At 62.4% G+C, this 26050-nt stretch carries 31 protein-coding genes; 12 read left to right on the forward strand and 19 right to left on the reverse strand.

Features of this window, described 5'->3' with window-relative positions:
- Window positions 1-213: rhomboid family intramembrane serine protease (locus tag JHD73_RS11895; RefSeq protein WP_199030479.1), on the reverse strand; the 213-nt coding region annotated here is incomplete at its 3' end.
- Window positions 214-352: 139 nt separating this feature from the next.
- On the opposite strand from JHD73_RS11895, the gene polX reads away from it, so the two are divergent.
- From polX to JHD73_RS11915, 4 genes are all read left to right on the forward strand, one after another.
- The gene (polX, locus tag JHD73_RS11900) at window positions 353-2101 is read left to right on the forward strand and encodes a DNA polymerase/3'-5' exonuclease PolX (RefSeq protein ID WP_199030480.1); all 1749 of its coding nucleotides are present in this window, start codon (window positions 353-355) and stop codon (window positions 2099-2101) included.
- A 114-nt stretch (window positions 2102-2215) separates the two neighbouring features.
- On the forward strand, window positions 2216-2599 hold the full coding sequence (locus tag JHD73_RS11905) for a hypothetical protein (RefSeq protein ID WP_199030481.1): 384 nt from the start codon (window positions 2216-2218) through the stop codon (window positions 2597-2599).
- A 17-nt stretch (window positions 2600-2616) separates the two neighbouring features.
- Complete coding sequence (locus JHD73_RS11910; RefSeq protein WP_199030482.1) at window positions 2617-3000, forward strand: hypothetical protein; 384 nt, start codon at window positions 2617-2619, stop codon at window positions 2998-3000.
- A gap of 188 nt (window positions 3001-3188) precedes the next feature.
- The gene (locus JHD73_RS11915) at window positions 3189-3536 is read left to right on the forward strand and encodes an HPF/RaiA family ribosome-associated protein (protein WP_199030483.1); all 348 of its coding nucleotides are present in this window, start codon (window positions 3189-3191) and stop codon (window positions 3534-3536) included.
- A 47-nt stretch (window positions 3537-3583) separates the two neighbouring features.
- On the opposite strand, the gene phbB is transcribed toward JHD73_RS11915, so the two are convergent.
- From phbB to JHD73_RS11940, 5 genes are all read right to left on the reverse strand, one after another.
- A complete protein-coding gene (gene phbB / locus JHD73_RS11920) occupies window positions 3584-4330 on the reverse strand; it encodes an acetoacetyl-CoA reductase (protein ID WP_199030484.1) in 747 nt (248 codons plus the stop codon).
- Between the two features lie 69 nt (window positions 4331-4399).
- Entirely contained in the window at window positions 4400-4906 is a 507-nt protein-coding gene (locus JHD73_RS11925) for a hypothetical protein (protein WP_199030485.1), read from the reverse strand.
- 9 nt (window positions 4907-4915) lie between these two features.
- Window positions 4916-5566: a nitroreductase family protein gene (locus JHD73_RS11930; RefSeq protein WP_199030486.1), complete on the reverse strand. Its 651-nt coding sequence runs from the start codon at window positions 5564-5566 to the stop codon at window positions 4916-4918.
- A gap of 144 nt (window positions 5567-5710) precedes the next feature.
- Window positions 5711-7522: an adenosylcobalamin-dependent ribonucleoside-diphosphate reductase gene (locus JHD73_RS11935; protein WP_199030487.1), complete on the reverse strand. Its 1812-nt coding sequence runs from the start codon at window positions 7520-7522 to the stop codon at window positions 5711-5713.
- Between the two features lie 186 nt (window positions 7523-7708).
- Window positions 7709-8746: a zinc-dependent alcohol dehydrogenase family protein gene (locus JHD73_RS11940; RefSeq protein ID WP_199030488.1), complete on the reverse strand. Its 1038-nt coding sequence runs from the start codon at window positions 8744-8746 to the stop codon at window positions 7709-7711.
- A 182-nt stretch (window positions 8747-8928) separates the two neighbouring features.
- Here JHD73_RS11940 and JHD73_RS11945 point away from each other — a divergent pair, with 182 nt between their 5' ends.
- Window positions 8929-10461, forward strand: coding sequence for a bifunctional aminoglycoside phosphotransferase/ATP-binding protein (locus JHD73_RS11945; RefSeq protein WP_199030517.1), 1533 nt, complete (start codon window positions 8929-8931; stop codon window positions 10459-10461).
- Window positions 10462-10499: 38 nt separating this feature from the next.
- On the opposite strand, the gene JHD73_RS11950 is transcribed toward JHD73_RS11945, so the two are convergent.
- On the reverse strand, window positions 10500-10796 hold the full coding sequence (locus tag JHD73_RS11950; protein WP_233176911.1) for a hypothetical protein: 297 nt from the start codon (window positions 10794-10796) through the stop codon (window positions 10500-10502).
- Between the two features lie 417 nt (window positions 10797-11213).
- On the opposite strand from JHD73_RS11950, the gene JHD73_RS11955 reads away from it, so the two are divergent.
- Genes JHD73_RS11955 through JHD73_RS11970 form a run of 4 tightly spaced genes read left to right on the forward strand, consistent with a single transcriptional unit; the run spans window position 11214 to window position 13569 of the window.
- Window positions 11214-11708, forward strand: coding sequence for a hypothetical protein (locus JHD73_RS11955; protein WP_199030489.1), 495 nt, complete (start codon window positions 11214-11216; stop codon window positions 11706-11708).
- Window positions 11709-11729: 21 nt separating this feature from the next.
- Window positions 11730-12194, forward strand: a complete 465-nt coding sequence (locus JHD73_RS11960; RefSeq protein ID WP_199030490.1) for a cyclic nucleotide-binding/CBS domain-containing protein — start codon at window positions 11730-11732, stop codon at window positions 12192-12194.
- 34 nt (window positions 12195-12228) lie between these two features.
- Window positions 12229-12912, forward strand: a complete 684-nt coding sequence (locus tag JHD73_RS11965) for a dienelactone hydrolase family protein (RefSeq protein WP_199030491.1) — start codon at window positions 12229-12231, stop codon at window positions 12910-12912.
- Between the two features lie 3 nt (window positions 12913-12915).
- Complete coding sequence (locus JHD73_RS11970) at window positions 12916-13569, forward strand: phosphoribosyltransferase family protein (RefSeq protein ID WP_199030492.1); 654 nt, start codon at window positions 12916-12918, stop codon at window positions 13567-13569.
- Window positions 13570-13622: 53 nt separating this feature from the next.
- Here the strand turns inward: JHD73_RS11970 and JHD73_RS11975 are convergent, their stop codons facing one another.
- The 6 genes from JHD73_RS11975 to JHD73_RS12000 all read right to left on the reverse strand — a co-directional run bounded on the left by JHD73_RS11975 (window position 13623) and on the right by JHD73_RS12000 (window position 20217).
- Window positions 13623-15092 carry an efflux transporter outer membrane subunit gene (locus JHD73_RS11975; protein WP_199030493.1) on the reverse strand — a complete coding sequence of 490 codons (1470 nt, stop codon included), beginning with the start codon at window positions 15090-15092 and terminating at the stop codon, window positions 13623-13625.
- Window positions 15092-16177, reverse strand: a complete 1086-nt coding sequence (locus JHD73_RS11980) for an HlyD family secretion protein (RefSeq protein ID WP_199030494.1) — start codon at window positions 16175-16177, stop codon at window positions 15092-15094. The genes JHD73_RS11975 and JHD73_RS11980 overlap by 1 nt, the downstream gene beginning before the upstream one ends.
- Complete coding sequence (locus JHD73_RS11985) at window positions 16174-16872, reverse strand: ABC transporter ATP-binding protein (protein ID WP_199030495.1); 699 nt, start codon at window positions 16870-16872, stop codon at window positions 16174-16176. The genes JHD73_RS11980 and JHD73_RS11985 overlap by 4 nt, the downstream gene beginning before the upstream one ends.
- A gap of 2 nt (window positions 16873-16874) precedes the next feature.
- A complete protein-coding gene (locus JHD73_RS11990) occupies window positions 16875-18011 on the reverse strand; it encodes an ABC transporter permease (protein WP_199030496.1) in 1137 nt (378 codons plus the stop codon).
- A gap of 179 nt (window positions 18012-18190) precedes the next feature.
- On the reverse strand, window positions 18191-18838 hold the full coding sequence (locus JHD73_RS11995) for a response regulator transcription factor (protein ID WP_199030497.1): 648 nt from the start codon (window positions 18836-18838) through the stop codon (window positions 18191-18193).
- A complete protein-coding gene (locus tag JHD73_RS12000; protein WP_199030498.1) occupies window positions 18835-20217 on the reverse strand; it encodes a PAS domain-containing sensor histidine kinase in 1383 nt (460 codons plus the stop codon). Before JHD73_RS12000 ends, JHD73_RS11995 begins: the two co-directional genes overlap by 4 nt.
- 256 nt (window positions 20218-20473) lie before the next feature.
- On the opposite strand from JHD73_RS12000, the gene JHD73_RS12005 reads away from it, so the two are divergent.
- Complete coding sequence (locus tag JHD73_RS12005; protein WP_199030499.1) at window positions 20474-21274, forward strand: helix-turn-helix domain-containing protein; 801 nt, start codon at window positions 20474-20476, stop codon at window positions 21272-21274.
- Window positions 21275-21330: 56 nt separating this feature from the next.
- On the opposite strand, the gene JHD73_RS12010 is transcribed toward JHD73_RS12005, so the two are convergent.
- The 6 genes from JHD73_RS12010 to JHD73_RS12035 are packed head-to-tail and all read right to left on the reverse strand — an operon-like array spanning window position 21331 to window position 25052.
- A complete protein-coding gene (locus tag JHD73_RS12010; protein WP_199030500.1) occupies window positions 21331-21978 on the reverse strand; it encodes a BON domain-containing protein in 648 nt (215 codons plus the stop codon).
- A 31-nt stretch (window positions 21979-22009) separates the two neighbouring features.
- Window positions 22010-22372 (reverse strand): TraR/DksA family transcriptional regulator, encoded by a 363-nt coding sequence (locus JHD73_RS12015; RefSeq protein ID WP_199030501.1) that lies wholly within the window; start codon window positions 22370-22372, stop codon window positions 22010-22012.
- A 46-nt stretch (window positions 22373-22418) separates the two neighbouring features.
- Complete coding sequence (locus JHD73_RS12020) at window positions 22419-22949, reverse strand: flavodoxin family protein (RefSeq protein WP_199030502.1); 531 nt, start codon at window positions 22947-22949, stop codon at window positions 22419-22421.
- Window positions 22950-22995: 46 nt separating this feature from the next.
- Window positions 22996-23649 carry a BON domain-containing protein gene (locus JHD73_RS12025; protein WP_199030503.1) on the reverse strand — a complete coding sequence of 218 codons (654 nt, stop codon included), beginning with the start codon at window positions 23647-23649 and terminating at the stop codon, window positions 22996-22998.
- Between the two features lie 27 nt (window positions 23650-23676).
- A complete protein-coding gene (locus JHD73_RS12030; RefSeq protein WP_199030504.1) occupies window positions 23677-24516 on the reverse strand; it encodes a universal stress protein in 840 nt (279 codons plus the stop codon).
- A 35-nt stretch (window positions 24517-24551) separates the two neighbouring features.
- Window positions 24552-25052, reverse strand: coding sequence for a universal stress protein (locus JHD73_RS12035; RefSeq protein WP_199030505.1), 501 nt, complete (start codon window positions 25050-25052; stop codon window positions 24552-24554).
- A gap of 285 nt (window positions 25053-25337) precedes the next feature.
- Between JHD73_RS12035 and JHD73_RS12040 the strand changes: the two genes are divergently transcribed.
- A complete protein-coding gene (locus tag JHD73_RS12040) occupies window positions 25338-25835 on the forward strand; it encodes a CBS domain-containing protein (RefSeq protein ID WP_199030506.1) in 498 nt (165 codons plus the stop codon).
- A 10-nt stretch (window positions 25836-25845) separates the two neighbouring features.
- Window positions 25846-26028: a DUF2892 domain-containing protein gene (locus JHD73_RS12045; RefSeq protein ID WP_199030507.1), complete on the forward strand. Its 183-nt coding sequence runs from the start codon at window positions 25846-25848 to the stop codon at window positions 26026-26028.
- The last annotated feature ends 22 nt before the right edge of the window (window positions 26029-26050 follow it).

A 26050-nucleotide genomic window follows, 5' to 3' on the forward strand; every position in this document is an offset into this window, starting at 1 on the left:
GAACATGTAGAGACCGAACATGTTGAGCACAAGATGGGCGCCATTTGCGTGGAGGAAAGCGTAGGTCAGCGGCTGCCAAGGCATGAACACGCCATTGCCATCACCCGCCGACGCCACCAGCGGCCACAACGCGAAGGTGCGGATCAGCGCATCTCCAGCAAAGATCTCTGCGAGAAACACGACCACGTTGGCAACGATGAGCAACTGGACCATGGAACCCCCTTTGATCTGTGATCACGATACGGGGGCCTGCATCTGCAGGGTTGATCTCGCGCAACCCGGATTCACGAATCAATGAAACGATGAGACATCCGTGCGCTGCCTATCAGTTCCGCAAAGTTGAGGCTCTCCCATGCTGCAGACGGTTCCAGCTCAACATCAGGTGAACCAAACGATCGCGACGGTCTTCAACGAGATCGCTGACCTTCTTGAGGTTGAAGACGCCAACCCGTTCAGGGTGCGCGCCTACCGCAACGCCGCACGCGTCATCGATGGAATGGCCGAAGGTGTGGATGTCATGCTGGCGCGCGGCGCGGACTTGACCGAGCTGCCGGGTATCGGCACCGACCTCGCGGCAAAGATGCGGGAAATTGTTGAAACAGGAACCTGCTCCATGCTCGTCCGGGTACGTGGAGAGGTCCCGCAGTCCATGGTCCAACTCCTTCAGTTGCCGGGGCTCGGCCCGAAGCGGGCCCGCATGCTGCAGCACGAACTGGGGATTACCACGCTGGATGACTTGGCCAAGGCGGCGACCACCCATCAAATTCGAGCACTGCACGGCTTTGGCACTCAGAGCGAACAGCGCTTGTTGCAGGCCGTCAGCGCACGCCTGGAGCGTCATCGCCGTTACGGTCTTGTCGTCGCCAAGCCGTGCGCCGAAGCCTTGACACGCTACCTGCAGGCAAGCGGCACGGTGGAGCAGCTTGTCGTCGCGGGAAGTTACCGCCGAGGTCTCGATACCGTCGGCGACCTGGACTTGCTGGTAACGGCCCGGAACGCCGCGTTGGTTATCGAGTACTTTGTCCAGTACCGAGAGGTGGCCAGCCGGATTTCCGCTGGTACAACCCGCGCCAGCGTCGTGCTCAAGAACGGCATGCAGATCGATCTGCGGGTTGTGAAACCGGCCGCTTTTGGGGCGGCGCTGGTGTATTTCACGGGCTCGAAGCCCCACAACATCGCGCTGCGCAAGATCGCGCAGGCGCAGGGCCTGAAGATCAACGAGTACGGCGTGTTTCGAGACAGCGAACGTATCGCCGGGCACACCGAAGCGTCGGTCTATCGCGCCGTCGGTCTGCCGTGGATCTGCCCCGAACTCCGTGAGGACCAGGGCGAACTCGAGGCCGCACGCAAAGGCATGCTGCCGACCCTCGTGGAAGAGCGCGACGTCAAGGGAGACCTTCATGTCCACACGACCGCCAGCGATGGAACCGCCAGCCTGGAAGCGATGGCAGAACAGGCACGCCGACGAGGCCTTCAGTACCTGGCGATTACCGACCACTCGCCACGCATAGCCGTCACCCATGGGTTGACAGCAGAACGCCTGGCCGCGCAGGCCGATGCAATCGATCGTTTCAACGCCGAACACGAAGGGTGGCCGGTGTTGCTCAAGGGCGTCGAGGTCGACATTCTCGAAGATGGATCGCTGGATCTGCCCGACGCGGTGCTGGGGCGTCTGGATCTCGTCATTGGCGCCGTTCACAGCCATTTCATCTTGCCGATGGAGAAGCAGACCACCCGCATCCTCCGCGCGATCGACCACCCGCATTTCAGCATCCTGGCGCATCCCCTGGGCCGCCTGATCGGCGAACGCAACGCCTGCAACGTGGATCTCAAACGGGTGTTGAAAGCGATTGCGGAACGTGGCTGCTACGTTGAGGCCAACGCGCAACCCGCTCGCCTTGACTTATCCGACTATGGATGCCGCCTGGCAAAAGCCACGGGCGTATTGGTGAGCATTGTCTCGGACGCCCACAGCCCAGCCGACCTCGCCAACCTGTCGTTTGGCGTCACACAGGCGCGTCGAGGATGGCTCGAACAGGCTGACGTGCTCAACACCCGCCCGCTGAACGCGCTGCTCGCACTGCTGAAAGGGACCATGTAGCCGCCACACTCTTCGCATTTTCAGCCAATGGATCACGCCTTGCTCTCGGTCAAATGCACGCTTCACGCATCCCTTAGATTCAAGGAAGGCTCCACTCGTGACGATGCGCCGCTCATGAACACCGCTCCCTCCGCCGATCCTGAGCCCGATGCCGCAGCCTCGGTTCAACGCGCCAGCGAAAGCGTGTCGGCGTATCCCATCACGCCGACGGTGCATGCCGCCCGCGGTCCCCTATTGGCCGATAGCGCCATCGCCGTACTTGCGAAAACCGCCGCGAGCTGGTTTGTTCCCGCCCTGGCGGAATACCTGACCGTGAGCGTGGTACGCGGGCGTGTTCGCTTGGCAGGACACAGTCAGGATGCCCGTCCGCTCGCGGGCCTGAAAGCCGCCCTGTTGGCGCTACCCGGCATCTGCGGGCTCGACCAGATGATTACGGTGGAGTCGGCGGGCAGCCCGCCACCGCAACCCGCATACGCGCAACGGTTTCACGCTGGATAGCCTGGAGGAATGCCGCCATGAATCAGGCACGTTTCTGCACGACGCCTTGTCCATTCCCGCGCGTGGCCTTCGACCCCACATGCTGCGAATCAACGGATGAGATTCTTCGGGCATACGCAGTGCTCTTCTGGTTCAACCTGTATCTCAGGTGCCCGGAATTTCCGACAGCCGACGGCATGTTCCCGCGGCACCCCGTGGTTCGCCAGGCCTACCTGCAGGTGCATGCAAGAGTCTTTTCACACTGGGCAGCAGCAGCCAACCGGATTGGGGTGACCACCGCGCAGTTCCGGGAAGTCTGCGTAAACGTGCGTGCCTCGTGGCTCGGGCCCGACGACCCATTACGCGCCTGTCGATCGCGGGCCAGCGTGCTGTCCGACTACCCGCAGCTGGATCTGGACTGACGGCGTGTGCACCCGCAGCAACGGATCGGATCGAACCGTTGGCGAGTTGATCCCGGTCAACAGTTCAAGGCGCAAGCCATTGAGAATGGTCTGACTGGTGGCCGCGTTTGCGGTGCTTCAAGCAACACGTCGGGCACCCCAGTGTGCTTCGCATCCTCGCCTTTTTCCTTGCTTCATGGAGTCCAACTGTGTCCCTGCCGATCGATATCTCGTTTCAAGGTGTGCCCCACTCCAAATCGGTGGAAGACGCCGTGGTCAAGCGGGCCCATCGCCTAGCCCACATTCGTCATGACATCACCCGCTGCCGCGTCAGCCTGACCCTGGGCGCGAAGCATCAGCACCAGGGCAAACCCATCGATGTCCATGTCATTGTCACCACGCCGCACCAGACGCACATTTCCAGCAAGACCTCGAACGAGGACGCCTACCTTGCGCTTGACGAGGCTTTCACGCACATAGAACGCATGCTGGTAGACACCGAGCAGAAACACCGGCCGCACGCAGGTCAGCCGAGCTGCCGGACAGAGGAGGCGTAATCCATGCTGGAGCGCTGTCGCTCAAGCCTATCGGGCGCCCGGCAGCGCTACTGCATGTGCAGGCCACCGTTGACTGCGAGGTTGGCTCCGGTCAAGTAGGCGGCGTCTTCGGTACACAGAAATGCCACCAGGGCGGCCACCTCTTCCGGCCGCCCGAGACGGCCCAGCGGGATCTGAGGAAGAATGCGCTGCTGCATGACGTCTTCCGGAATATCCCGCGTCATGCGCGTGGCAAGGTAGCCTGGCGATACCGTGTTGACGGTCACACCCTTGGCCGCGCACTCCAGCGCCAGCGCCTTGGTAAAACCGTGTATCCCGGCCTTGGCCGCGGAATAGTTCGTCTGACCAAACGCGCCTTTTGATCCATTGACCGACGAGATATTGATGACGCGGCCCCATCCGCGCGCAATCATGCCGTCATACAGCGGCTTGGTCATGTTGAAGACCGAATCCAGATCGGTTGCCAGGACATTCCGCCAGGCCTCAAGCGTCATGCGCTTGAAAGTCACATCCTGCGTAATGCCGGCGTTGTTCACCAGGATGTCGACCGGGCCGACCTTTGTCACCACTTCTGCCGCGCATCGTTGGCAGGCCTCGTAGTCGGCCACATCCACGGCGAATGCCTGGAACGCACGGCCATGAGCCTGCTGCTCCGCAAGCCACGCAGCCACATGCGCATTCCCCAACGAATGGGTGACCACCACCCGGTGCCCGTGTGCGTGCAGGCGGACGGCGATAGCCTCGCCCAAGCCGCCCATGCCTCCGGTGATGAGCGCGATACGGTCTGTTGTCATGCCAACCTCGTCTGTGTGTATGGGTTGTTTGCGCAGCGCCAGCCGGTTGCGCCCCGGGGGGGCCAACACCTATCGCCCGGAAGGCGCGCGGGCTCCGCGCTGAGCACATCCCCTCTTGCACAGGAGCCACTCTTCCTGCTCAGTCTCCGCAGGCAATGAAACAACCATGTCAACCGGTTGCGCTCCCGCGCGCAGCAGAACAGTACGCACGGCCCGCCCATACGCTGCCGTCAATTGGTAGCGCCCGTGCGGAAGCTTCATGTACAGCAGCGGGCCAGGCATGAGCAGGTGAAGCCGTGGCTTCCCGTGCTCGTCAACCACGGAGACGTCGATGTCGGACAACGCCTCACCATTCCTTGCCGACACCACGTTCAACCGGACGTTGAACCGGCCGGCCATCGCGTGCATGGCGTCACGCTCGTCGCGCCCGATACCGCCCGAGATATAGGCGATCTCGTTCTGAAATCGAACCTCCGGTGTCGCACCGATGCCGGGTTCAGCCGCGATGACAGCCTGACTCGCAAGTAGCAGCGCAGTCAGGCAGCACCGTGGGAGAAAGAGTGTGGCCCAGTTCATTTGCCAACCTTATGCAGAAACCGGGTGCCCCACCGTCTGCGCCAGCACCGGCATCTCATCTTCATTGAGTGACAGGGCCTCGGCCAACAGTCGGTGGTTGAGCCACCCGCGCACCACGCACGCCAGCCCGGCCGAAGCGCAGTACAGCGATACGTTCTGCGAGATGGCACCTGCGGCAACGCCAGAGAAGGTCTCGCGCTGCGATGGCGGCATCTGGTCGGCGCGTGCGTGGTTGACCACGTAAACCAGATCCAGGGGCGCCGCACCCACAAAGTCCTGATAGCCCGTCAGGTTGCGTGCATCCACGGCGTGCTTGAGTCGCAGCCGATGCGGCTCCGCTTCATAGCGATAGACGCCCTCGGGCAATGCAACGTAGATGTCGATCTCGTTCAGGCCGTGTGCGGACGGCGCGGTGTGTCCCCCTGTCTCGGGGCGGTTGATGCCGTCCGCCGCCCATAGCAGCTCACTGAGCTGCTGGAGCGAAAGCGGGGTCTGCGCAAACGCGCGCACGCTTTTGCGCTGGGCCAGCGCGGCCATCAGCACCGCGCCGCCACCCAGGTGCGGCGGTGGCAGTGCAATGGCAGCAGGTGCGGTGTTTGCAGTCGGCTTGGGCGGTTCAGCGCGCACCGGTTCGTAGGAAAGAAGCATCGCTTCGCTCATGGCATTGACCTCAAGAACGCGGAAGGGTCGGGAGACATCGCCCAACTGATTCGAGCGTAGCCAGCCAGCGCCGTTGAATGTTGATGGGCATCAACCGGAACGCTGGTGACCCTGCATCTCATGGAAAAAATGGGCTCGATGTGCTCAGCAGAAACATGCGGGCCGGCCTTCGGCTACCGGCAGCATAGACAGCACTTCATCCAATGCTGGATCCGGCCGGAAGATCGTGATGCCCTTGAGACGCAACTGCCACGCCTGAAATAGCAACGCCCCCACCTCGGCGGGCGACACCCCACCCGCAACAAGCACCGTCTTAGAGATCGAAGCGTCAATGAACGGCTGCAGCGCAGCGACCATGCGTAGGTGGTCCATACCGTCGACCTGTCTTGCGGTGACGAAGTAGTCGGGCAACGCAGCATGGCCGCCATGCACGGCCCGGAAGTATCGATAAGCGTGGTTCTCGATACGGTAACGCAGCGGCGGGCCATGCTGAACGCGCACGCGCCGCTCATACGTCCAATCAAAGGCCGGTTCGATCCCGCTGGAACAGTTACCGCCAAAAGCCAGGCTCACGCTACCGGTGGGCGCCAGCGACAGCAGATGACTATTGCGCAATCCGTGCCGGGCAATCGCGTCGCGCACGGCGTTGGGCAAGGCGGCGACGAAATGCCCCGGCGCAAGGCTGCGCTCGGCCCGGAACAGCGGATACGGCCCGCGTTCCTGCGCCAGTGCTGCAGACGCTGCGTAAGCGTTGTCGCGCAAGCACTGTCCAATCTGGGTTGTAAGGTGGCGCGCGTGCGGCGCGTCGTACGGTAGGCGCATCATCGTCAGCGCGTCGGCCAGACCCGTCACGCCCACACCGACCCTGCGCTTGGCGTGTGCCTCATGCATGTGCTCGGGCAGCGGCCAGCGCGTGATGTCGATCGCGTTGTCGAGCATCCTCACCTGTACCTGCACCGACCGGCTCAGCCCGACAAAGTCGAACATCGGTTGCCCGCCCACTCCAAACGGGCACTCGACCCAACGGGACAGATCGATCGGGCCCAGCACACAACTGCCCCACGGCGGCAGGGGCTGTTCACCACAAGGATTGGTCGCGACGATGGTTTCGACCTCGGCAAGGTCGTTGGCTGCGTTGATGGTGTCGATGAACAGAAGCCCAGGCTCCGCACTGTGATGTGCGGCCTCGACAATCTCGCGCCAAAGCTGCCGTGCGGGCAGTGTCGCGTAGCACCAGTTTCCGTTGCCAAGCGGGTGTGCGCCAGCCGCCCGCGCTATCGCATCGGGCTCGGCACGATGTTGCAGCGGCCATAACGCATCGTCGGCAACGGCCTGCATGAAGGCGTCTGTCACGGCAACCGATATGTTGAAGGTCGTCCAGCGCTTGCGCTCACGTTTGGCACGGACGAACAAGGCAAGGTCGGGATGGTCGCAACGCAGCACGGCCATCTGTGCACCGCCGCGCGTGTTGGACAGTGCAAGCGACTTGCAAGCATGATCGAAGCGCTCGATGACCTCGCTCACGCTGCCGGTGCCAGCCTGCGCTTGCAGCGCAGCGCGTGGGGCCACGGGTGAGAAGTCGTAGCCTACGCCGCCGCCCATGCGCAGCGTGACCTGTGCCTGCGACAATGCCCGCTCAATGTCGCTGGCCGCCGCGATCTGCACACCGGGGCCCACAATCGGGTGCACAAAGCAGTTCACCATCGTAGCCTGCCTGGCCACGCCGGCATTCGCCATGATGCGCCCCGCCCCGATAGCACCATGCAACATGTTGGCGTAGAACAGGCGCGCAAAGTGCGCACGTCGATCGGGCGCTTCTGCCGCCGCCAATGCATGGGCAACCCGTCTGAAAACGTGCTCGCGCGTCGTCTCGCCAGGTGCGAGATAGCGGTCCGCCAGCACGGCGGCGCAGACGGGAGGCAAGACCTCTGGCGCAATCCGTATCTCGCCCACCATGGCAATGGCCTCCCTGAGCACGGCGCGTACGGGTCAGTCCGCGTTCAGGAGTGCCCGCACGCGCTTGCAGGCACTGCCCAGCGATGCCACGGCCACTACGGCCAAGCGTCGGACTCGACCCACGCGCGGCGCCCCAACCGGATCGATGGTGTGCGCCCCTCACTCGCCGTGCCCTGCATGGGTGGTCTAGGTAGCGATGATGACCTTGAGTGCATGCGATTCCCCTGCGTTGCGGAAGGTATCGTAGGCGGAAAGGATGTCGTTGAGCTTGAACCGGTGTGTAATGAGTTGCCCCGGTTGAAGCTTGCCCGCGCGCACCGTTTTCAGCAGCATCGGCGTGCTTACCGTATCGACCAGCCGCGTGGTGATGGCGATGTTCTGGCTCCACAGTGTCTCCAGATGCAGATCCGCCTTCACGCCGTGCACGCCGATATTGGCAATCACGCCGCCCGGCGCAACCAGGTCCTGGCACAGCTCGAACGTGGCAGGCACTCCCACCGCCTCGATCGCGCAATCCACACCCACGCCATCCGTCAGCTTCCTGACGGCGGTAACTGCATCCTCGCTGGTGACGTTGACGCACGCACTGGCGCCCAGCCGGCTCGCCACCTCCAAGCGGGCGGCGTTGGTATCGATCAGGATGATCTGGGCAGGCGAGTAAAACTGGGCAGTCAGCAGCGAGGCCAACCCAATGGGTCCGGCGCCGACAATCGCCACGGTGCTTCCCGGCTGTACGCGGCCGTTCAGGACGCCACACTCGAAGCCTGTCGGGAAGATGTCTGACAGCATGACCAGCGCCTCTTCGTCGATGCCCGGCGGCAGCTTGTAGAGGCTGGTTTCTGCATGCGGTATCCGGACGTACTCTGCCTGCACGCCATCGATGCGATTCCCCAGGATCCAGCCGCCCGTCTCGCAATGTGAGTACATGCCGCGTCGGCAGTTCGCACATTTGCCGCATGAGGAAATACACGAGATCAACACATGGTCGCCCGGCTTGAGCGACGTCACAGCGGCGCCGACGGACTCGACCACCCCAACACCTTCATGCCCTAACGTGCGCCCGGGTTGGCAGGTGGGAACATCACCCTTGATGATGTGCAGATCGGTCCCGCAGATCGTCGTCAACGTCACGCGGACCACGGCGTCGCTAGGCGCCTGCAACTCGGGCTTCGGCTTGTCCGCCAGTGAGATCTTGCCGGGGCCGTCATAGACCAGTGCTTTCATGGAGATCATTCCTTGGAGTAGAGATTCCATGCTAGGCAACCGCTCCGCCCGACCATTGATCTGCATCAGGCACACAAAACCTGGGTTGACCGATATTGGCTTGCAGGAGGCGACACATGCGCATGGCCGAACAACCCAGCCCGACCCCGGCCGGTCACCTTGCCGAAGCACTGCCCGCGTGCATGCTCGATGCGCGCGCGTATGCGCACCCGGCAACCGATCTGCGGATGATCGAAACCCATCTGTCATGGGTATTCCTGGCGGGGGAGTTTGCGTACAAGGTGCGCAAGCCCGTCACGCTCGACTTCGTCAACTTCGCGTCCCTCGCCGCCCGCCGCACCGACTGCGACGAGGAATGGCGGCTCAACCGCCAGCTCGCGCCAGACCTCTACCTTGGCGTGGTGCCGATCGTGCGCGACGCGGTGAGCGGTACCGTACACGTGAACGGACACGGCGAGCCCTTCGAATACGCAGTGCGCATGCGCCGCTTCCACCAGCGCGATGTGCTGAGCGAGATGGCGCACACCCATCGGCTTGGGCACGAAACCATCGACTCACTGGCCGACCTCATCGCAGATTTTCACAGCGTAGCACCTGTTGCAGACGCGAGCACCGATTTCGGAACCCCGGCACGCATTCGGCGCACCCTTGAGGACTGCGCGACCGGAGTCGCCGCGTTGAGCACGGATGCACAACGAACATCGGCGACCCTATCGTTGCTGCGCCAGCATGCAGAACGGCTCGACAAGACCTTTGCGTCACGCCGGCGCACGGGACATATTCGCGAATGCCATGGTGATCTCCATCTTGGCAACATCGTCTTGGTCGAGGGCAAACCCACACCGTTCGACTGCCTGGAGTTTTCCGCGCCGCTGCGCTGGATTGACACCATGCACGATGCTGCATTCCTGTTCATGGATCTTGTCGCGTCAGGCCTTGCCAGCCTGGCTTACCGCCTGATCAACCGCTACCTCGAACGTTGCGGAGACTACGGCGGGCTCGCGGTCTTGCCGTTCTATGCAGCCATGCGGGCATTGGTACGCGCCCGCGTGCTGCTGGAACGGGCCCATCAACTGGAGAGCGCGCCAGCACTGGCAGCACCACACCGGGACGAAGGACACCGGTTGCTTGCGCTGTCGCACGACCTGCTCTGCCGTAACGACGGTTGCTTCATCCTCATGCACGGCCTGTCAGGCAGCGGAAAATCGACCCAGGCTGCGCAGTTGATGGAAGCGGAGTGCATGATCCGCGTGCGTTCCGATGCGGAACGTCGCCGCGGTATCTGCACCAACGCAGTCGATCGGTACGCGCCACACGCCATCGATCACACCTATCGTCGGCTGGGGGCCATCTGCAAGATTGGTGTGCAGGCCGGCTTTCCCATGATTGCCGATGCCACGTTCCTGGCAGAGAGCCAGCGCACCCGGTTCTTTACGTTGGCAAGGCGTCTTGGTGTGCCCTTCGCCATCGTGGATTGTACTGCCGAACCGGAGGTCCTGCGTGCGCGCATCCGCGCAAGAATGCAAGCAGGCCAGGACGCCTCTGAAGCCGATCTTTCTGTACTGGATGCCCAGATGACCACGCAACAGCCGTTGACTATGGAAGAGCGATCCTACGTGATTCCAAGCAACACACGCCCGCGGCTTCCCTACGTCGCACGCATGCGGGTCATTGCGTCTCCAAGCGGCGTCATCGCCCGGGGCCACCAGGTTTGACGGATGCAGCCACGGTGACCTCGGCGGTCGCGGCGCTGCTATCGGTTCGAATTTGCTCCGCCGGTATCGGGATCTCGCGTTTCCGTGTGCCCGCGTTTGTCTTGCTTCGCCCCTTCCGTGTATGGATCGAACTTGCCGCGCCTGGCCCCTTCTGTGTACGGGTCGTACTTGCCCTGCCTCGCGCCCTGCGTGTAGGGGTCTCGCTTGGCTTGTTTGGCACCATTTGTGTAGGGGTCAATCTTGTGGGCTTGCGCCCCATCGCTGGAGGGCGAATCCGGCTTCGTCTCCGCATGGGCCGAAGCCAACGCGGCGGCCGCAGCGACGAGCAGTGCCATCACGAATTTTCTGTTCATCTCTTGCTCCCAAGAAGAACCCAAGACGCCTGATTGATTCGACATCCTCCCGAAGCCACAGCTTGAGGTGAGGACTGCAGGCAGTCTCAAGCATAGTGAGCCGGCAACGCTCCTCGTTGAGTGAGGTCAAGGCATTGAGGCCACACCACGCGGAATCTTCGCTTGCTGATGGTGTGCATCAGCAGCAACAGCAACGTGTTCCCGTGTCCTCACATGTATCTGCATTTGCTCGCGTGGGCAGGTAACTGTCGCGAAACGACGGGCTGGTCTCGCCCTCTGATTCGCGCATCCACAGACTTGCGCCATATCAATCCACATCTGCGCAAAGTGCCTACGCTGCAAACAGAACCATCGTCCGGCGGGAATCCAACCTGCCGGCAAGCTCAAACGGAGAACACAATGCAACAACCCTCAGATATGGCCTGCAACCTCGTCGGTGCTGCAATGCGCGACATGGGGCGCACCGCTGAATTTCTAATCGAAGCGCAGATTGAGATCTCCCGCTTGCGCCTGAAGATCGCCGAAGCCGCATTGGAAGACATGCACGAACTGGAGCATGAGTTGGGTAGCGCCCATGACTGGACCTCTTTGGCAGCGACGCAAAGCATTTTCATGAAAATGCAGTCAAGCCACAGTGCCAACGCCCTGAAATCGTGGGTCGACTTCGTGAACAACCTGCAGGCAGCGTATCTGCGCCAACTGACCGACTGGACCGACCAGGTGCAGCATGCGCAAGGACAAACGTCCTCGGCGCAGATGTTCCAAGCATCCGCAGATTCACTTCGGACATTCTTCGATAGTTTCAACTTGGTGGGCGCGCCAGATTCCGAAGCCAAGAAGAAAGTGATGCCGCGAACGGTCGTAGAGAAGACAGCGAGCCCGCAAGCCGCCTGACCACCACAAGCAGGAGCCGCCATGCGAGTTCAAGACGTCTGCTCACACAACGCCGTACACATCCCGCTTTCCTGCACGCTGCAGGAAGCGGCACGGCAGATGCGCCAGAAGCACGTCGGCGCACTGGTGGTGACGGAAAATACACCCGGCGGCCCGCGCGCCATCGGCGTCGTCACCGACCGAGACATCGTGCTTGACGCCGTTGCGGTGGGCCTGCATCCAACCCAGACCTGCGTGGCGGATGTGATGAGCGAAGGCGTGATCAGCGTCACGCCGGATACCAGCCTGAGCGATGCATTGCAGGAGATGCTGTCCGCCGGAGTCCGGCGCGTGGGTGTGACCTCCGACGGCGCGTTGGTTGGCCTGCTGTCTCTGGACGACGTCCTGAGCGCGATGGCCTCCGAGTGGAGCCTGATTGCACGCCTGGTGCGCAATGAGCGCGAGCGCGAAATGACCGGCAGCGTTGAGCCGCCGCTCAGCGTCTAAGACCGTTGGCCACCCGTGTCAGGCAACCCATCGCATGAACGCTGAAACCCCCTCCCAGCGCATCAGCATCGTTGCGGACGGCGCGTTGCTGGAAGGGCATCTGACGTGCCCCGACAACGCAACCGGCCTGGTGATCTTTGCGCATGGAAGCGGCAGCTCGCAATGGAGCCCGCGCAACCGGTTTGTCGCCGATCAGCTCAACGCGGCGAAGCTGGGCACGCTGCTCTTCGATCTGCTGACCGCCGACGAGGCCGCACACGCCGCATGCCGCTTCGATATCGGCCTGCTTGCACAGCGCCTGCGTACCGCCACACACGCGGTTGGCGACATTGCCCGCAAGCGCAAGCTGCGCCTTGGGTACTTTGGCGCCAGTACAGGTGCTGCTGCAGCCATTCAAGCGGCGGCGCTGCCTGACGACCTGTTCCGGATCAATGCCGTGGTCAGCCGCGGCGGGCGCCCGGATCTTGCGGGCCCGCTTGCGCTGGAGCAGCTTGCATCCCCCACCCTGCTGATTGTCGGCACCGCAGACCCGGACGTCCTGGATCTCAACAGGCAGGCACTGAGCCTGATGCGATGCGAGAAAGCCCTGGAGACCGTGCCACACGCCACGCACCTGTTTGAGGAGCCCGGTGCGCTTGAGCACGTGGCCGCGCTGGCGCGCGCCTGGTTTGTGCGCTATCTCAGCGGAGAGCAACCACACCATCAGTACGCGAGGTAAGCCGTGCGGTTCAAGGACAGGTTGGACGCGGGGCGCCTCCTTGCGGTTGCGCTCGAAAAATACCGGGGCAGTCATCCGCTGGTGCTCGCGATACCGCGAGGTGCTGTACCCATGGGCCAGCTCATTGCAACGGCGCTGGACGGCGAGCTGGATGTCATTCTCGTCCGTAAGATCGCCGCGCCTTTCGACCCCGAATTTGCCGTGGGTGCTGTTGCAGAAAATGGCTGGACGTATGTTGCACCGTATGCGGCACATGCCGGTGCAGACGCCACCTATCTGGAGCAGGAAAAGGCCGTGCAGATGGACGTCATCTCACGCAGGCGCGCGCTCTACACACCACGGCGCAGTCCGTACGACGCCAAGGGACGTGTCGTGATCGTGGTGGACGATGGTCTGGCGACGGGCGCCTCCATGAAGGCCGCGCTGCATGCTGTGCGGCAGTTCCAACCCAAGTGGCTGGTCTGTGCCGTGCCGGTAGCGGCCCCGGACAGCCTGGAAGATATTCGCCCGCTGGCCGACGAGATTGTCTGCCTCTACGCCCCACTTGGCTTTCGCGCGGTCGGTATGTACTACGGCGATTTTCCTCAAATCGAGGATGCTCAAGTGTGCGCAGCCCTGCATGCTTCCCGGCACGATGAGAACACACCAGGCGGATGATCCCGGCAGGTGATTCATCCGCCCCTCTTGGTAGGCAAGGCATAACACGAGGCTCAGGCCGATGGCCCTGCGCCTCCGGCCGGTTTGCTATCGCGCCAGCCTCCGCCCAGGGCCAGGAACAGCGCCACGGTGTCCTGCAACCGCTGCGCGCGCACCTGCTCACTGCCAAGCACCGCCTGTTGATACTGCAGGTCGGCACTCAGCACTTGCAGATAGCTCGCCACACCTGCGCGGTAATCGGCATTGATCTCATCCAGTGCGGCGCTTGCGGCCGCCTGCTCGCGCAATTGCGCGTCAAGTTGAATTGCATCGTGTTCAAGCGCACGCAGTACATCCGCCACCTGTTCGAAAGACGCGAGCACCACTTGGCGGTAGTCCGCATCCGCAGCCTGCAAGGCCTGCTGCGCCGCGCCGCGCCGGTAGTAGAGACTGCCGCCCTCGAACAACGGCGCGACAAGGCTGGCCCCGATGCTCCATGCTCCGGCCTGCGCACCAAACAGATCGGCGCCACGGTTGCTCATACGGGCGTAGTCCGCAGTGAGGGTCAAGCTCGGCAGCATGGCTGCCGTGGCAACACCCACCTCGGCGCTGGCCTGATGCAGTCTTGCTTGGGCGGCCAGAACATCCGGCCGCTGCCGCACCAGTTCGGAGGGCACAAGGCGAGGCAAATCAGCCGGTAACGCCAAACTGCCCAGCCCCACGTCTGCGGTATCCGCCTGTGCTGGAAACCGGCCAGTCAGTGCGGCTTCGAGATGCGCCGCTAGATCTCGCTTCTGCTCCAGTGGTGGCAGTGAGGCTTCCAACGCTGCCAGTTGAGCGACCAGGCTGAGCTCGCTGGAATGCGCCATCACCCCGGCATCAACCTGGGCGTGCGCAATATCCACCTGCTCACGCACCACGGCAATCAGGCGGCGCGTGGTGTCGATCTGTGCGGCATACGCTGCGCGCGCAATGACCGCATTGACCAGGTTGCCAGTCAGGGTGAGATAGGCAGCGGCAACGGCATAGCGCTGGCCTTCAGCCTGTGCCGCCAGCGCCTCCACGGCCCGACGGCTACCGCCGAACACATCGAGCGCGTAACTAATCGATGGACCAAGCGACCACAGCGTGAAGAGGCTTGGCGCCCCGGCCTCGCCAAGCCGAGCCGGCACGACAGCCTGGCGCGATAGGTCCGCCGATGCCGTCGCCTGCGGGTAGAACACGCCGGCGCCGGCGCGCAACAGGTCTTGCGCCGCGCGCAGGTTGGCTTCTGCCTGTTGCAGGGTCGGGTTGGCCTTCATGGCGGTCTCCATGACCGTGTCCAGCGCGGGGCTGCCAAATGCGCGCCACCAGTTGGCAGACACAGGTGCCAGGGCAAACCGTTGTGCAACGCCATCCGCCAGCATGGTGGCGGCAGGGTCGCCGGCATGAAGGTACCGGTCAACGTCTGGCGCCGAAGGTTCTCGGAAATCCGGCCCCACGGCGCAACCACTGGCGGCCATCGCAACGGCGGCCAGGCACGCCACCTTGCATGCGGCCTTCATCACGATGCTCCTTGCAGGTAGACATCGACCAGCTGGCCTGGATAGACCACAAGCTTGTCCGGCTGCTTGAACCGGAAGAGCAAAGGCAGCACGCGCACATCAACCCGCTCGGAGCGCTGGTCGGACAGCTCCACCTTGGGCGAGACATAAGGTTGCACGCGCACAAACTCCAGCGGCACGCTCACGTCAGTGCCCCGGAAGAACATGCGTGCCTTCACCGTGTTGGATGGCAGCCGGTGCACCAGAATCTCGTCTACGTACACCCGCACGGCCAGTTGGCTCTGGCCTGAGCTCATCATCACCAGCGGAACATATCCTCGCGTATAGGCATCGTAGGTGCCCTGGGGCGATACATACGCGCCGGGCGAGGTATTGACCGACATCACAATGCCATCGGCGGGCGCTCGCACGGTGTACTTGTCGAGCAGGGCCGCCGCCGCCGCCGCCCCCTTCTGCAAGGCGTCGCGCTGCTTCTGCATGGAGCGGATGTCATAGCTCCACGCGCCCGCGCGCGTCAGTTCATATTGGCGCTGTGCGACGATCAGGTTGCCATGAGCCACGCGCACGGCATTGGCAGCGTTGTCCATCGCATCTCGGCTGACGGCCTTCGGGTTGAGCCGAGCGGCGGCTTCCAGCTTGTCCAGTTGGTCCTGCACCGTGCGCAGGCTTGCATCTGCCGCCGTCACCTGCGCGCGCGTGACTTCCAGCGTCTCTTTGCGAGGCTGCGCCAGCAGCGCATTCAACTGGGCATCCAATGCGTCCGCCTGCGATTGCTGCTGCGCCGTCAGGGCGCGTTGGACAGAATCTTCAACCTGGATCAGCGCATCGCCCCGTTTTACCGCCTGTCCTTCTTGCACAAGAATGCGTGCCACGGTGCCCGACACCTCGGAGTACAGGTTCAGATTGGCACCGCTTTGCTGATCGCTTTCGATGATCCCATTGGCGTAGATGCCCGTGGCATACGGATTGGCGGCCGCCTGAAAGACCGGTGGCAGCGGCGGGCTCTGCTGCGCGTAGTAGATGGCTGCCCCGATACCGATCAACAGGCCAATCACCGAGAGCACCAATAGCCAGCGGATCTTCATCGCGCGTCTCCCCGTTCAATGCGGTTCAGGTGGCCGTCTTCCATATTGAGAATGCGGCTGGCCATGTCCAGAATGCGCGCATCGTGCGTCACGATGACGATGCAGCGGTGCTCGTTCATGATCTCCGTCTTGACGAACTGCATGATCGAGCGGCCCGTATCACCATCGAGCGAGGCCGTCGGCTCGTCGAGGATCAAGATGTCTGGCTGGGTGACGATGGCGCGCGCAATGGCCACCCGCTGCTGCTCGCCGCCGCTCAATTTGACGGGTGGTAACTGCGCCCGGTTCTTCAGGCCAACCACATCCAGGTAATGCATGGCCTGCTCAAGCGCTTCGTCCCACACCACACGCCGCAGAATGAGCGGAATGGCAACGTTCTCCACCGTGGTCAGGCGCGGGAACAGGTGATAGTCCTGAAAAACGAAGCCGATCCTGGCAAGGCGGAAATCGGCCAGCGCGTCGGCTCCCAGGCTCCAGATATCGACGCCGTCGACCACCGCGTGGCCGCCGTCCGGGCGCAGGATGCCGGAGATCACACTCAGCAGCGTGGTCTTGCCGCTGCCCGATGGCCCAACGATGAACAACATCTCATTGAAGTAGGCCTCGAAGCTGACCTGCATGAGCGCGCGCGTGCGCGCCTCGCCTTCGCCAAACCACTTGTCGAGCGCCTGCGCTGCAATGGCGGTGTTGGCCACAGTTACCCCCGGAAGATGTCGAAGGGCTCGATGCGCAGCACCTTGCGCACGCCGATGTAGCCCGAGATGGCAGCGATGACGATCACCATGGCCAGTGCCAGTACCAAGTTGGCGAACGTGATCATGGCGGCGTAGTCCGGAATGCGCAGCCGTGCCAGCGCAATGGATCCCGCACATAGGCCGATCCCGAGCCCGTAGCCCACCAGCGCCACGAAGGTGGCCTGGAACACGATCATCGACACCAGTTCATGCCCCTTGGCCCCGATCGCCTTGAGGGCGCCAAACCGCTCGAGGTTTTCCAGGATGAACGTGTAGAAGGTCTGCCCCGAGATCGACAACCCAACGATGAAGCTGATCACCGTCATCAACAGGATGTTGGTGCCCAACCCTGTCTGGTAGGTATAAAAGTGCGAGATCCGGCCGATGAACTCTTCCTTGGTCAGGGCGCGATACCCGAGCTTGTCAACCGCTCGCTCGATAGCGGCGATATCCGCCTCGCTCTTGGGCTCGATCAGGATGTACGACATCGTGTAGCGCGTACTCGGCAGATACTGCAGGGCACGGCTATACGTGGTGTACAGCGTGGGCACGCCAAACAGCCCGCTGGTCACCACTTCCCCAACCCCCACGATCACACCGCGATGATCATTGATCTCGAACTCGGAGCCGATGTGGGGGTTCTCAAGTTTGCCGAACTCGGCATCCTGAATGACGATGAAGCCGTTCTCGCCGTAGATGTCTTCGATACGGCCGCTAAGCATGCGCGGCCGCCCGAACAGGGTGGTATCGTCGATGCCGACTACGGTAACGGGCTGATACGTTCCGCTGGGCAGACGCACAAGCCCGCCGCCTGAATACAGTGGCACGGCAAACTTCACGCCATCAATGCTGCGCACCGCATCGAGCACGTAGTCCGGCATGCCGATGGTGTTGGCGACGGTATTGACGGCCGGGTCCATGACCCACATGCGGGCGCCGATGTTGTACACCGCAGATGACGACCGGTTCAGCACCCCCGCAAATAGGGAGGTCATCTCGATCATCAGAAACACGGCAAAGGTGATACCCACCAGCAAGCCGCTCAGCTTGGCCTTGTCATTGACCAAGAGCTTGTAGGCGAGTTTGAGAATGGCTGGCACATGACCCCCGTGGTCATGCACGGCGGTACTGGTCAGGCCTTGGGGCGACGTGTGAATGACCTGCAATGGGCCGCGTGCCAAGCCATCGGGTGCCGATGCATGTGCCTCAACGATAGCGAGTCACGAGTGCTGGCCTTTGATGTGCCGCAAAGGCGGCGCACATCTTGCGCGCGGATGGGTTACAGGGTGTCGTCGTCCGAGAACAAACGATGGCGTATCGCATAGCGCACGAGTGCCGCCTCGCTGGACACCTGCAGCTTGTCCATCAGCCGCATCTTGTAGGTGCTGATGGTCTTGGCGCTGACACACAGGCTGGCGGCAATCTCGGTCAGCGGTTCCCCGCGTACCAGCCGGCGGTAGACCTCCATCTCCCGGTCGGACAGGCGGGTGTGCGCAGCCTCATCACTGGCTTCGCCCAGGCTGTGCGCAAGCTTTTCGGCCATGGCCGGGCTGACATACGTGCCGCCACGTGCCACCTTTTGCAGCGCGGTCACCAGTTCGGTTGCGGCGCTTTCCTTGGTCAGATAGGCAGCTGCCCCAGCACGGAAAGCGCGCGCCACATACTGTTCTTCGGCATGCATGGTCAGCACCAGCACACGCACCGTCGGATGATCGTCGTGCAGTTGACGCAGCAGATCCAGGCCGCTACGCCCCGGCATTGATAGATCGAGCACGATCACCTGCGGCTGGTGCTCACGCACAAGCTGCAGCACCTGGGTCCCGTCGGACGCTTCGCAGGCGACATCGAAATCACCGGCGCGCTCCAGGATATGGCGTACGCCGTCGCGCATGACAGCGTGGTCATCGGCAATCATCACGCGGATCATGGTCCAATCTCCTCGGTCACCTCATGGAAGGCAGGAAAGCGCACGCTCAATCGAAAGCCGTTGTTGGGTGTATGCGTGATGGAAGCCTGACCGCCCAGTTGCCGAGCACGCTCGCGTATGCCCAGCAGCCCCAGCGGTTTGCGCTCACCCGATGCGGGTGGCCCCCCGCTCCAGCCACGGCCGTTGTCCTGGATTGAGAGTTCGAGCATGTCATCCTGCCGCGCAAATTCGATATCAACACGGGTAGCGTCAGCATGGCGCACCACGTTATTGAGGGCCTCCTGCACAATCCGAAACACCGAGATTGCCGCATGCTCCTGCAGCCGCGTCTCCTGAGCGTGTACGTTGACGATCAGTCCAAAGCGCTGGCGAAAGTTCTTGGCAATCCATTCGATGGCGGGCACCAGCCCCAGTTCATCTAGCAACGGCGGGCGAAGATCGGCAGAAATCTGCCGGACCGCTGCGATGGTCTCGTCAATCACGCGCTGCATGGCCTCTGTCTGCGAGACCAACGCCCTGTCACTTGCCCCGGCCTGCAGATCCGCTGCCAGCAGCGAAATATCCATCTTGAGCGCACTCAGGCGCTGCCCAAGGTCATCGTGCAGTTCACGTGCGATGCGACGCCGTTCTTCTTCTCGCGACGCCAGAATGCTGTCCGATAGATGCTGGAGTTCTTCTTGCGAGCGCCGCAGCGCCGCTTCCGCTCGCACGCGCTCCGTGGTGTCGCGCAGCATCACGGTGAAAAGCTTGCCTCCATTCACCTCAATCTGCGAGATCGAGGCTTCGATGGGGAATTCACGGCCGTCGGCGTGCAGAGCGAACAACGGGCGCTGCTTGCCCATCTGGCGCTCTGATACGCCAGTCACGCCAAAGCGCCGCACATGCGCCTCGTGTGCACCACGAAACCGCTCGGGCATGAAGTCAGACAGCGGGCGGCCGACAGCATGTTTTGCCGGGCATCCGAACAGGGTTTCCGCCATGGGATTGAACAGAACGATGCGCTGGGTATCGTCCACCGAGATGATCGCCTCCATGGAGGAGCGGATGATGCCCGCCAACCGGGCCTCACTCTTCTCCAGATCGGTGAGATCCTTCGCGACCGCTGCGCGCAACGCGCGAAGTCGCAGCCAATAGAAGACAAGTGCCAGAACAGCGGCAATGCTTGCCAGGGCCAACAATACAAACGGTGCGTCCCGCGCCTGGAGTGCCATGGCAAGCCAGGTAACTGACGCAGCCAGCAGCAGAATGGCCAACCCGCCCGCCATCAGCTCGGCCGGTGTGGAACGCGATAGCAACAGGCGCCTGCGCGACGCCTTTGAGAAAGGGCTGTCTTGCTCCACCACACATGTCACCAGAAGGGCCGAGATGACATCAAACATAGCCCATTCAGACGGCAGGAGATACTAGCCGTGTGATGGAGACGCCTCAGAAAAAACCCGTCGATGCTGTCAGGGATGCCTGACAGCGCCGCAGCCTATGCCGACATGCATCTCAGCGCTGCCTGATTTCGCGCAAGCCGCTGGCCTTCGATACTGAGCATACGGACACCGAGCTTCGGCTTCATGCGGTGACCGATCCCGCCGCCCCTAAACCAAATGCGGGAATCACATACAGCGCATGCCCTCCGGAGGCCCCATGATTCCGAGCTCTCTCAAAAGCCAGACATCTGTCGACGTCGTCCGCCCATTGGCCCCGCGTCAACTCAAGCTGGTGCGTGATGCAAGCCAGGGTGGCCAAACTGCCGGCCTGGCGTCGGCCAGCCCATGCGCAAACTGCGTGATGCACTGGGCGTGCATTACTGGGGCTGTGCCATCCGCGCAACAGGAAAGGCTGGACCGGATGGTTCATACCTGGCGAAAAGTCGGCAAAGGCGAATCGCTGTTCCGCGCCGGCGACACCTTTCATGCGCTGTATGCCATCCGCTCCGGCTCCTTCAAGACGGTCGTATCTCACCCCAATGGCACGAGCCACGTTACGGGCTTCCAATTGTCAGGGGAAACCCTCGGTCTGGACGGCATTGCCGCTGATCGTCACACGTGTGACGCAGTTGCCTTGGAAGACAGCACCGTCTGCTCCATGCCATTCCACTGTGTTGAAGACCTGTGCCAGGACATTCGTCCGCTGCAGCGCCGGCTTCACCAACTGATGGCGGAAGAAATCGTGCGCGAATCCGGGTTGATGTTGCTGCTGGCGGGGCTGACCGCAGAGACGCGCGTCGCGACGTTCCTGCTCAATCTATCCACGCGCATGCAAGACCGGGGCTATTCCGGGTCCAGCTTTACGCTGCGGATGACGCGCGAGGAGATCGGCAGCTATCTGGGCATGCAACTGGAAACCGTCAGCCGCGCGTTGTCGCGGTTCCAACGCGAAGGCTGGATCGCGGTGAGTGGCAAGCAGATTGGGATCGTGAAGAAATCGGCGCTCAGTGAACTGTAGCCGCGCGATAGAAGGCAAGCGCCACCGTTAATGCAGCGGGCGGCGCTGCCCTGTCATCAAGGCGCGAGCTGCAGATGGTCGATGACTTCCGTCACGCCAGGCGCCGACCATGCAGCGCCCTTGGCCGCCTTGCGTTCTGACGCAGAATCGACACGGCCGCTGAGCGTTACCGTTCCACCCTGGACCGACACTTGGATATGGTTGGCCTCGCGCGCGGCATGGCGCTGGAGTGCCGCGCCGATCTGCTGCGTAATATTGGCAGGCACCACGCGCGACTTGACCGTCAGACGGTTGATCAACCCGGCCACGCCACGCAATGCGCCGACTGCGTGCGCCGCCAGCTCACACTGGTAAGGCCAATCCAGTTCGCCCGAGAGCGTCACCCACCCGTTCTCCACCAGAACTTCGATGCGATTGGATGGCAGGCTGGAATGCCATTCAATCGCTGAGCGGGCCGCTTCGGCAACGTCCGCATCCGTATGTGTGCCGGGCAATCGCACTTCAATCTTCTGAACCACGCCACGTACACCCGCAACGCGTTCAGCGGCATGCTCGGCCGCCACTTTCTCCAGATAGCTGCGTACGTGGCCGGTGAGTGTCACCACCCCGTGGTCGACCTCCACCCCCACGCCTGCCGCATCCACAGCAGGCTCCCAAAGCAGTTCGTCATTGACGTCTTGCTTGATACCCAGGTCGCTTTTCATACCTCACTCCTACCGTACTTAAGTTTGCGCGCTAGCCCCATCCTCGCTCTCGCTCGGCTTGACAGTTCAGGCAGCGCAGCGCGGTTGGCTGCGCTTGCAGGCGCAAGAATGGAATCGCCTCGCCGCAATCCATACAGATACCGTACTGCCCCTCCTGCATGCGTTGTCGTGCGGCATCGACCTGCGCAAGCTCGTTCCTGTAGTGAACAAGCATGATGTCGTTCGCCTGGTCTCCAGCTTCTTGATCCGCCAGGTCTGCATTCTCGACCGGTGCCTCGTGAGAGGCTGGTCTGGTCGCTGCGCGCAGTGTTGCCAGTTGACGCTGCGTGCGTGCCTCCTGTTCATCGAGCAATGTGTTGAGGCGCGTCCATTGATCCTCGGTAAAGCGATGCATGCACACTCTCCTGCGGTCGATCCGATGCGCCATCCCCGCTTAGGTTTCAGGCTTCTGTTGGTGAGAGCCAAGCCGGCCGGCGCCTGGATTGCTCCCACTTGCCGGCGGTCTGTACTTGTTCAATAAATCCCGCGATCTCCTGCTGGGAAAGACCGCTGAGCACGTCACGCTGGCAAAGTGCCAGGACCGGTGCCGGAATGGCAGAGGTGATGCGCGCGACCTCTTCAATGGCGCGGAACGCCCCGCGCGATGCCATGACGCAGATCACCGACAGGTTTGCCGAGAACGGTGATTGATCCGCCAGGAAATCCCGCATCGGCGAGGCCAGGTGGCCCATCCAAATGGGCGCCAGCACAACAACTTGGTCGACCTCATCCAGCGGTGGTCCTTCGTAGTGATACTTGGCGCGCTTGTGCAACAGCGCTTCAATCACGCAGCGCAGATCGCCAAGAAAACCGGCACGCGGATACGCGTCCGCAACTTCGGCAAGCTGCCAACCGCTTTGCGCCGCCATCAGTTCAGCCACCTGGCGTGCCGTGCCGGTGCGCGAGTAGTAGACGATCAGGTTCTTTTCCATGGCAGATGTCTGGATTGGATCAAGGAGAAAGGTGCGCCCAACTCGGTCAGGTGCCCACCCAAAGATGGTCGATCACGGCGTGCACCCCAGGAGCATCCATGGCGGCCTCTCGCGCGGCGCGGCACTCATGCAGATTGCGCAGGGGGCCGTACAGCGTGACCGTGCCATCCGCCACCACGACATTGATCCGTGCGGCATCGAGAACAGCCTGGCGCTGCAGCGCCTTGACGATGCGCTCGGACAGGTCTGCCGGGCCCGCAACCTCATGCAGCGTCAGCGCATTGGCAACCGATGTCACGCCGCGCACGCGTTGTACGGCATCCAGTGCCGCACGACGCTGGAAATCCTGATCGACCTTGCCCCGCAAGGTCACGGCACCATCCTCGACCGTGACGTGGATGGCATCAGCAGGCACGGCAGTGTTCCAATGGAGTGCGTCGCCGATGGCCTGGGCAATCTCCTCATCCGGACGCCGCATATCGGGCGGCACGCGCACCTGCACGTGCACAACGAGCGCGGTAACACCCGACACGCGGCGAATCGCTTCCTCCGCGGCATGCTTGTCCGCAAAGCTATCGGCGCTGCCTGAGATCGTGACGACGCCGTTCTTGACGCGAATGGCAAACCGGTCGGCATCGACAGCCGGATCCCATTGCAACTCCTCCTCCACATCGCTCTTGAGCTGGATGTCGTTCTTCATGGCGATCTCCTGGAATAGTGTCAGGACTCAGTGGGACATCAAGACCGGCACGGTCATCGTCTTGAGCAGCGTGCGAGTCACCCCGCCGAGCACGAGTTCGCGCAGACGGCCGTGCCCATAGGCCCCCATCACGATCAGGTCAGCACCGAAATCGGCAGCGCGCGATAGCAGCATCTCGCCAATCGCCACGTCGGAATCCACACAACGTGCCTCCTCAACCTTGGCCTCAATGCCATGTGCCAGCAGCGCGCGGGCGACCTGGCCCACTGTCGTGTCCTCCGCCCAATGCTGCGGCCGGTCACCCGTCATTTGCAGGACTTGTACGGCGTTTCCAGACATCAACGGCATCGCATCATGCAGTGCACGTGCCGACTCCCGGCCACCGCTCCACCCCACCAGCACTCGCTGCGCCACACTCGTAAAGCGGCCGGCATACGGCACGACCAGTACCGGCCGGCCTGACTCAAGGATCAGCGTTTCAACAAAATCGGGGGCAACAAAACTCTCGGCGTCGCTGGTGTCTTCCTGGCCGACCACCAGCAGGTCCGCCTCACGAGCCTGGCGCAACACCTCAGCCAGCGGATCACCGTCGACTGACCGCCATTCCGTCTCCACAGGAACGGATTGCATCGCCTCACGAAAACGCGCATGCACAACGTCCCGAACACGGTCGCGCCGGTTGCGGTCTTCTTCCAGGTAATGCGCTGCGCCTTCCATCCGGTAGAACCAGTTCGGGCTTGGCGCAAAGCTTGCGTAGACAGCGATGAGCTTTGCGTGGTGCGCCTGTGCGTAGCACGCGGCAAGACTGAGGCGGCGCACCGCGCGCTCGCTGGCATCCAGATGCACCATCACGCTGGCATAAGTCATGATCGATCCTCGCTCTGAGTCAAAAGAAGAACGCACTAGGCAATGGCAAGGTTCGTCAGCGGTTCGGTGCCCGCGCGCTCGGTTTCAGGCGGAACGGCCCGCACCAGCAGCACCGGCAGCGTGCTTTGTCGCGTGACGCTTTCCGCCACGCTACCGAGCAAGATCCGGCGGAAGCCGCGTCGGCCATGCGTTCCGAGCACCAGCAGCTTGGCGTCGGCGTCGCGCGCGGCCTGTTCGATCGCATAGCCCACATCAAAGGCGCCAAGCGGGTCGTTCACGAGCTGCGTCTTGACGCGTGCACCGGCTTTCTCAGCCGTGGCTTTTGCACTCGCTACGATCTGCTTGCCGGACTCGATCAGCATCTCGGTGAACCCGGCCACGTCGATATAACCGACGTCGTACCTCAGGTAGTTGTTGTCGATCACGTGAGCAATGATCAGCTCCGCGTCGAGCTTCAGGGCAAGCTGAATGGCTTCGTCCAAAGCCCGATCCGCCGTTGGACTGCCGTCTACCGCTACCAGGATCCTGTCGTACATGATGCGCCTCCATATTGAATCGGCCGAGCGCCCGAGCACGGGCTAACGTGACTCCATGTTGGACCACCGGATGGATTGCCCCTTGATTTACATCAGCGTTTTCCCATGCGTGAAGAGGGTGCGGCCGCTTGATCTACCTCAAAAACCTCTGCGCACCTTTCACTAGACTTTTCTGTTGCCCACAGATCCCCCTCCTGCAACGGAGGACGACAACATCTTGTGCGGGATCAACTTCTGGAACTTGTCCGTTCTTATAGTGAACACGTACGCGCATCGGAGTCCAGCATGAGGGTCAATGAGATTTGCTCGCGCCGCATCGTCCACGTTCCGGTCTCCGCAACGCTGCAGACGGTCGCACGCCTGATGCGAGACCAATGCCTGCGAGCGTTGTTCGTAACAGAACACGTCGTCACAGGCATGCGGGTTGTCGGGATCGTGACGGACCGCGACATGGTGGTACACGGCATTGCCAGCCAGGCCGATTGCGCGCAAACCACCGTGTCCGAAGTCATGACGCGCGGCGTGCTGACCATTCAGGGACATGCGGTCATCAGCGAGGCACTGCGCACCATGCTCGGTCACGGCCTGCACCGCCTTGCGGTGATTGACGATCAGCAGCAGCTCATCGGCATGCTGACCCTGGATGACACTATCCGCGCGATAGGCGGCGAATGGACGCTGCTGGCCGGCATTCTCGGCCGCGACCGATGCACCGACCATGGTTCCGAAACCCTGTCTCCGCTAACTGTTTCGGACGTCCGCCCTATTTCGTTTCATCAGTAGGAGTGCAGCCATGTTTCCCAATGTTGGAACAGCCGACCGTATCGTTCGCATCCTCATCGGCGTCGTGATGATTCTGCTGGCGCTGTTCAGCAAGGTACCGGCCTGGGTTGGATGGCTTGGCCTGGTGCCTCTGATCACCGGCCTCATCCGCATGTGTCCGGTCTATTGGATGATGGGCATCGGCCGAGACTGAGCGTTCCGCACCCTCCGGACTG

Source organism: Ralstonia sp. ASV6 (assembly GCF_016429285.1).
GTDB lineage: Bacteria > Pseudomonadota > Gammaproteobacteria > Burkholderiales > Burkholderiaceae > Ralstonia > Ralstonia flaminis.

What these genes read in the sequence shown, in the direction of transcription:
- JHD73_RS11995 (WP_199030497.1), bottom strand. Translation starts at nt 18,838, where the DNA reads ATGATCCGCGTGATGATTGCCGATGACCACGCTGTCATGCGCGACGGC.
- JHD73_RS11925 (WP_199030485.1), bottom strand. Translation starts at nt 4,906, where the DNA reads ATGAACTGGGCCACACTCTTTCTCCCACGGTGCTGCCTGACTGCGCTG.
- JHD73_RS12005 (WP_199030499.1), top strand. Translation starts at nt 20,474, where the DNA reads ATGATTCCGAGCTCTCTCAAAAGCCAGACATCTGTCGACGTCGTCCGC.
- JHD73_RS11910 (WP_199030482.1), top strand. Translation starts at nt 2,617, where the DNA reads ATGAATCAGGCACGTTTCTGCACGACGCCTTGTCCATTCCCGCGCGTG.
- JHD73_RS11930 (WP_199030486.1), bottom strand. Translation starts at nt 5,566, where the DNA reads ATGAGCGAAGCGATGCTTCTTTCCTACGAACCGGTGCGCGCTGAACCG.
- JHD73_RS11945 (WP_199030517.1), top strand. Translation starts at nt 8,929, where the DNA reads ATGCTCGATGCGCGCGCGTATGCGCACCCGGCAACCGATCTGCGGATG.
- JHD73_RS11940 (WP_199030488.1), bottom strand. Translation starts at nt 8,746, where the DNA reads ATGAAAGCACTGGTCTATGACGGCCCCGGCAAGATCTCACTGGCGGAC.
- JHD73_RS11905 (WP_199030481.1), top strand. Translation starts at nt 2,216, where the DNA reads ATGAACACCGCTCCCTCCGCCGATCCTGAGCCCGATGCCGCAGCCTCG.
- JHD73_RS12040 (WP_199030506.1), top strand. Translation starts at nt 25,338, where the DNA reads ATGAGGGTCAATGAGATTTGCTCGCGCCGCATCGTCCACGTTCCGGTC.
- JHD73_RS12030 (WP_199030504.1), bottom strand. Translation starts at nt 24,516, where the DNA reads ATGACTTATGCCAGCGTGATGGTGCATCTGGATGCCAGCGAGCGCGCG.
- JHD73_RS11960 (WP_199030490.1), top strand. Translation starts at nt 11,730, where the DNA reads ATGCGAGTTCAAGACGTCTGCTCACACAACGCCGTACACATCCCGCTT.
- phbB (WP_199030484.1), bottom strand. Translation starts at nt 4,330, where the DNA reads ATGACAACAGACCGTATCGCGCTCATCACCGGAGGCATGGGCGGCTTG.
- JHD73_RS12020 (WP_199030502.1), bottom strand. Translation starts at nt 22,949, where the DNA reads ATGGAAAAGAACCTGATCGTCTACTACTCGCGCACCGGCACGGCACGC.
- JHD73_RS12025 (WP_199030503.1), bottom strand. Translation starts at nt 23,649, where the DNA reads ATGAAGAACGACATCCAGCTCAAGAGCGATGTGGAGGAGGAGTTGCAA.
- polX (WP_199030480.1), top strand. Translation starts at nt 353, where the DNA reads ATGCTGCAGACGGTTCCAGCTCAACATCAGGTGAACCAAACGATCGCG.
- JHD73_RS12045 (WP_199030507.1), top strand. Translation starts at nt 25,846, where the DNA reads ATGTTTCCCAATGTTGGAACAGCCGACCGTATCGTTCGCATCCTCATC.
- JHD73_RS12035 (WP_199030505.1), bottom strand. Translation starts at nt 25,052, where the DNA reads ATGTACGACAGGATCCTGGTAGCGGTAGACGGCAGTCCAACGGCGGAT.
- JHD73_RS11955 (WP_199030489.1), top strand. Translation starts at nt 11,214, where the DNA reads ATGCAACAACCCTCAGATATGGCCTGCAACCTCGTCGGTGCTGCAATG.
- JHD73_RS12000 (WP_199030498.1), bottom strand. Translation starts at nt 20,217, where the DNA reads ATGTTTGATGTCATCTCGGCCCTTCTGGTGACATGTGTGGTGGAGCAA.
- JHD73_RS11935 (WP_199030487.1), bottom strand. Translation starts at nt 7,522, where the DNA reads ATGGTGGGCGAGATACGGATTGCGCCAGAGGTCTTGCCTCCCGTCTGC.
- JHD73_RS11950 (WP_233176911.1), bottom strand. Translation starts at nt 10,796, where the DNA reads ATGGCACTGCTCGTCGCTGCGGCCGCCGCGTTGGCTTCGGCCCATGCG.
- JHD73_RS11965 (WP_199030491.1), top strand. Translation starts at nt 12,229, where the DNA reads ATGAACGCTGAAACCCCCTCCCAGCGCATCAGCATCGTTGCGGACGGC.
- JHD73_RS11980 (WP_199030494.1), bottom strand. Translation starts at nt 16,177, where the DNA reads ATGAAGATCCGCTGGCTATTGGTGCTCTCGGTGATTGGCCTGTTGATC.
- JHD73_RS11975 (WP_199030493.1), bottom strand. Translation starts at nt 15,092, where the DNA reads ATGAAGGCCGCATGCAAGGTGGCGTGCCTGGCCGCCGTTGCGATGGCC.
- JHD73_RS12015 (WP_199030501.1), bottom strand. Translation starts at nt 22,372, where the DNA reads ATGCATCGCTTTACCGAGGATCAATGGACGCGCCTCAACACATTGCTC.
- JHD73_RS12010 (WP_199030500.1), bottom strand. Translation starts at nt 21,978, where the DNA reads ATGAAAAGCGACCTGGGTATCAAGCAAGACGTCAATGACGAACTGCTT.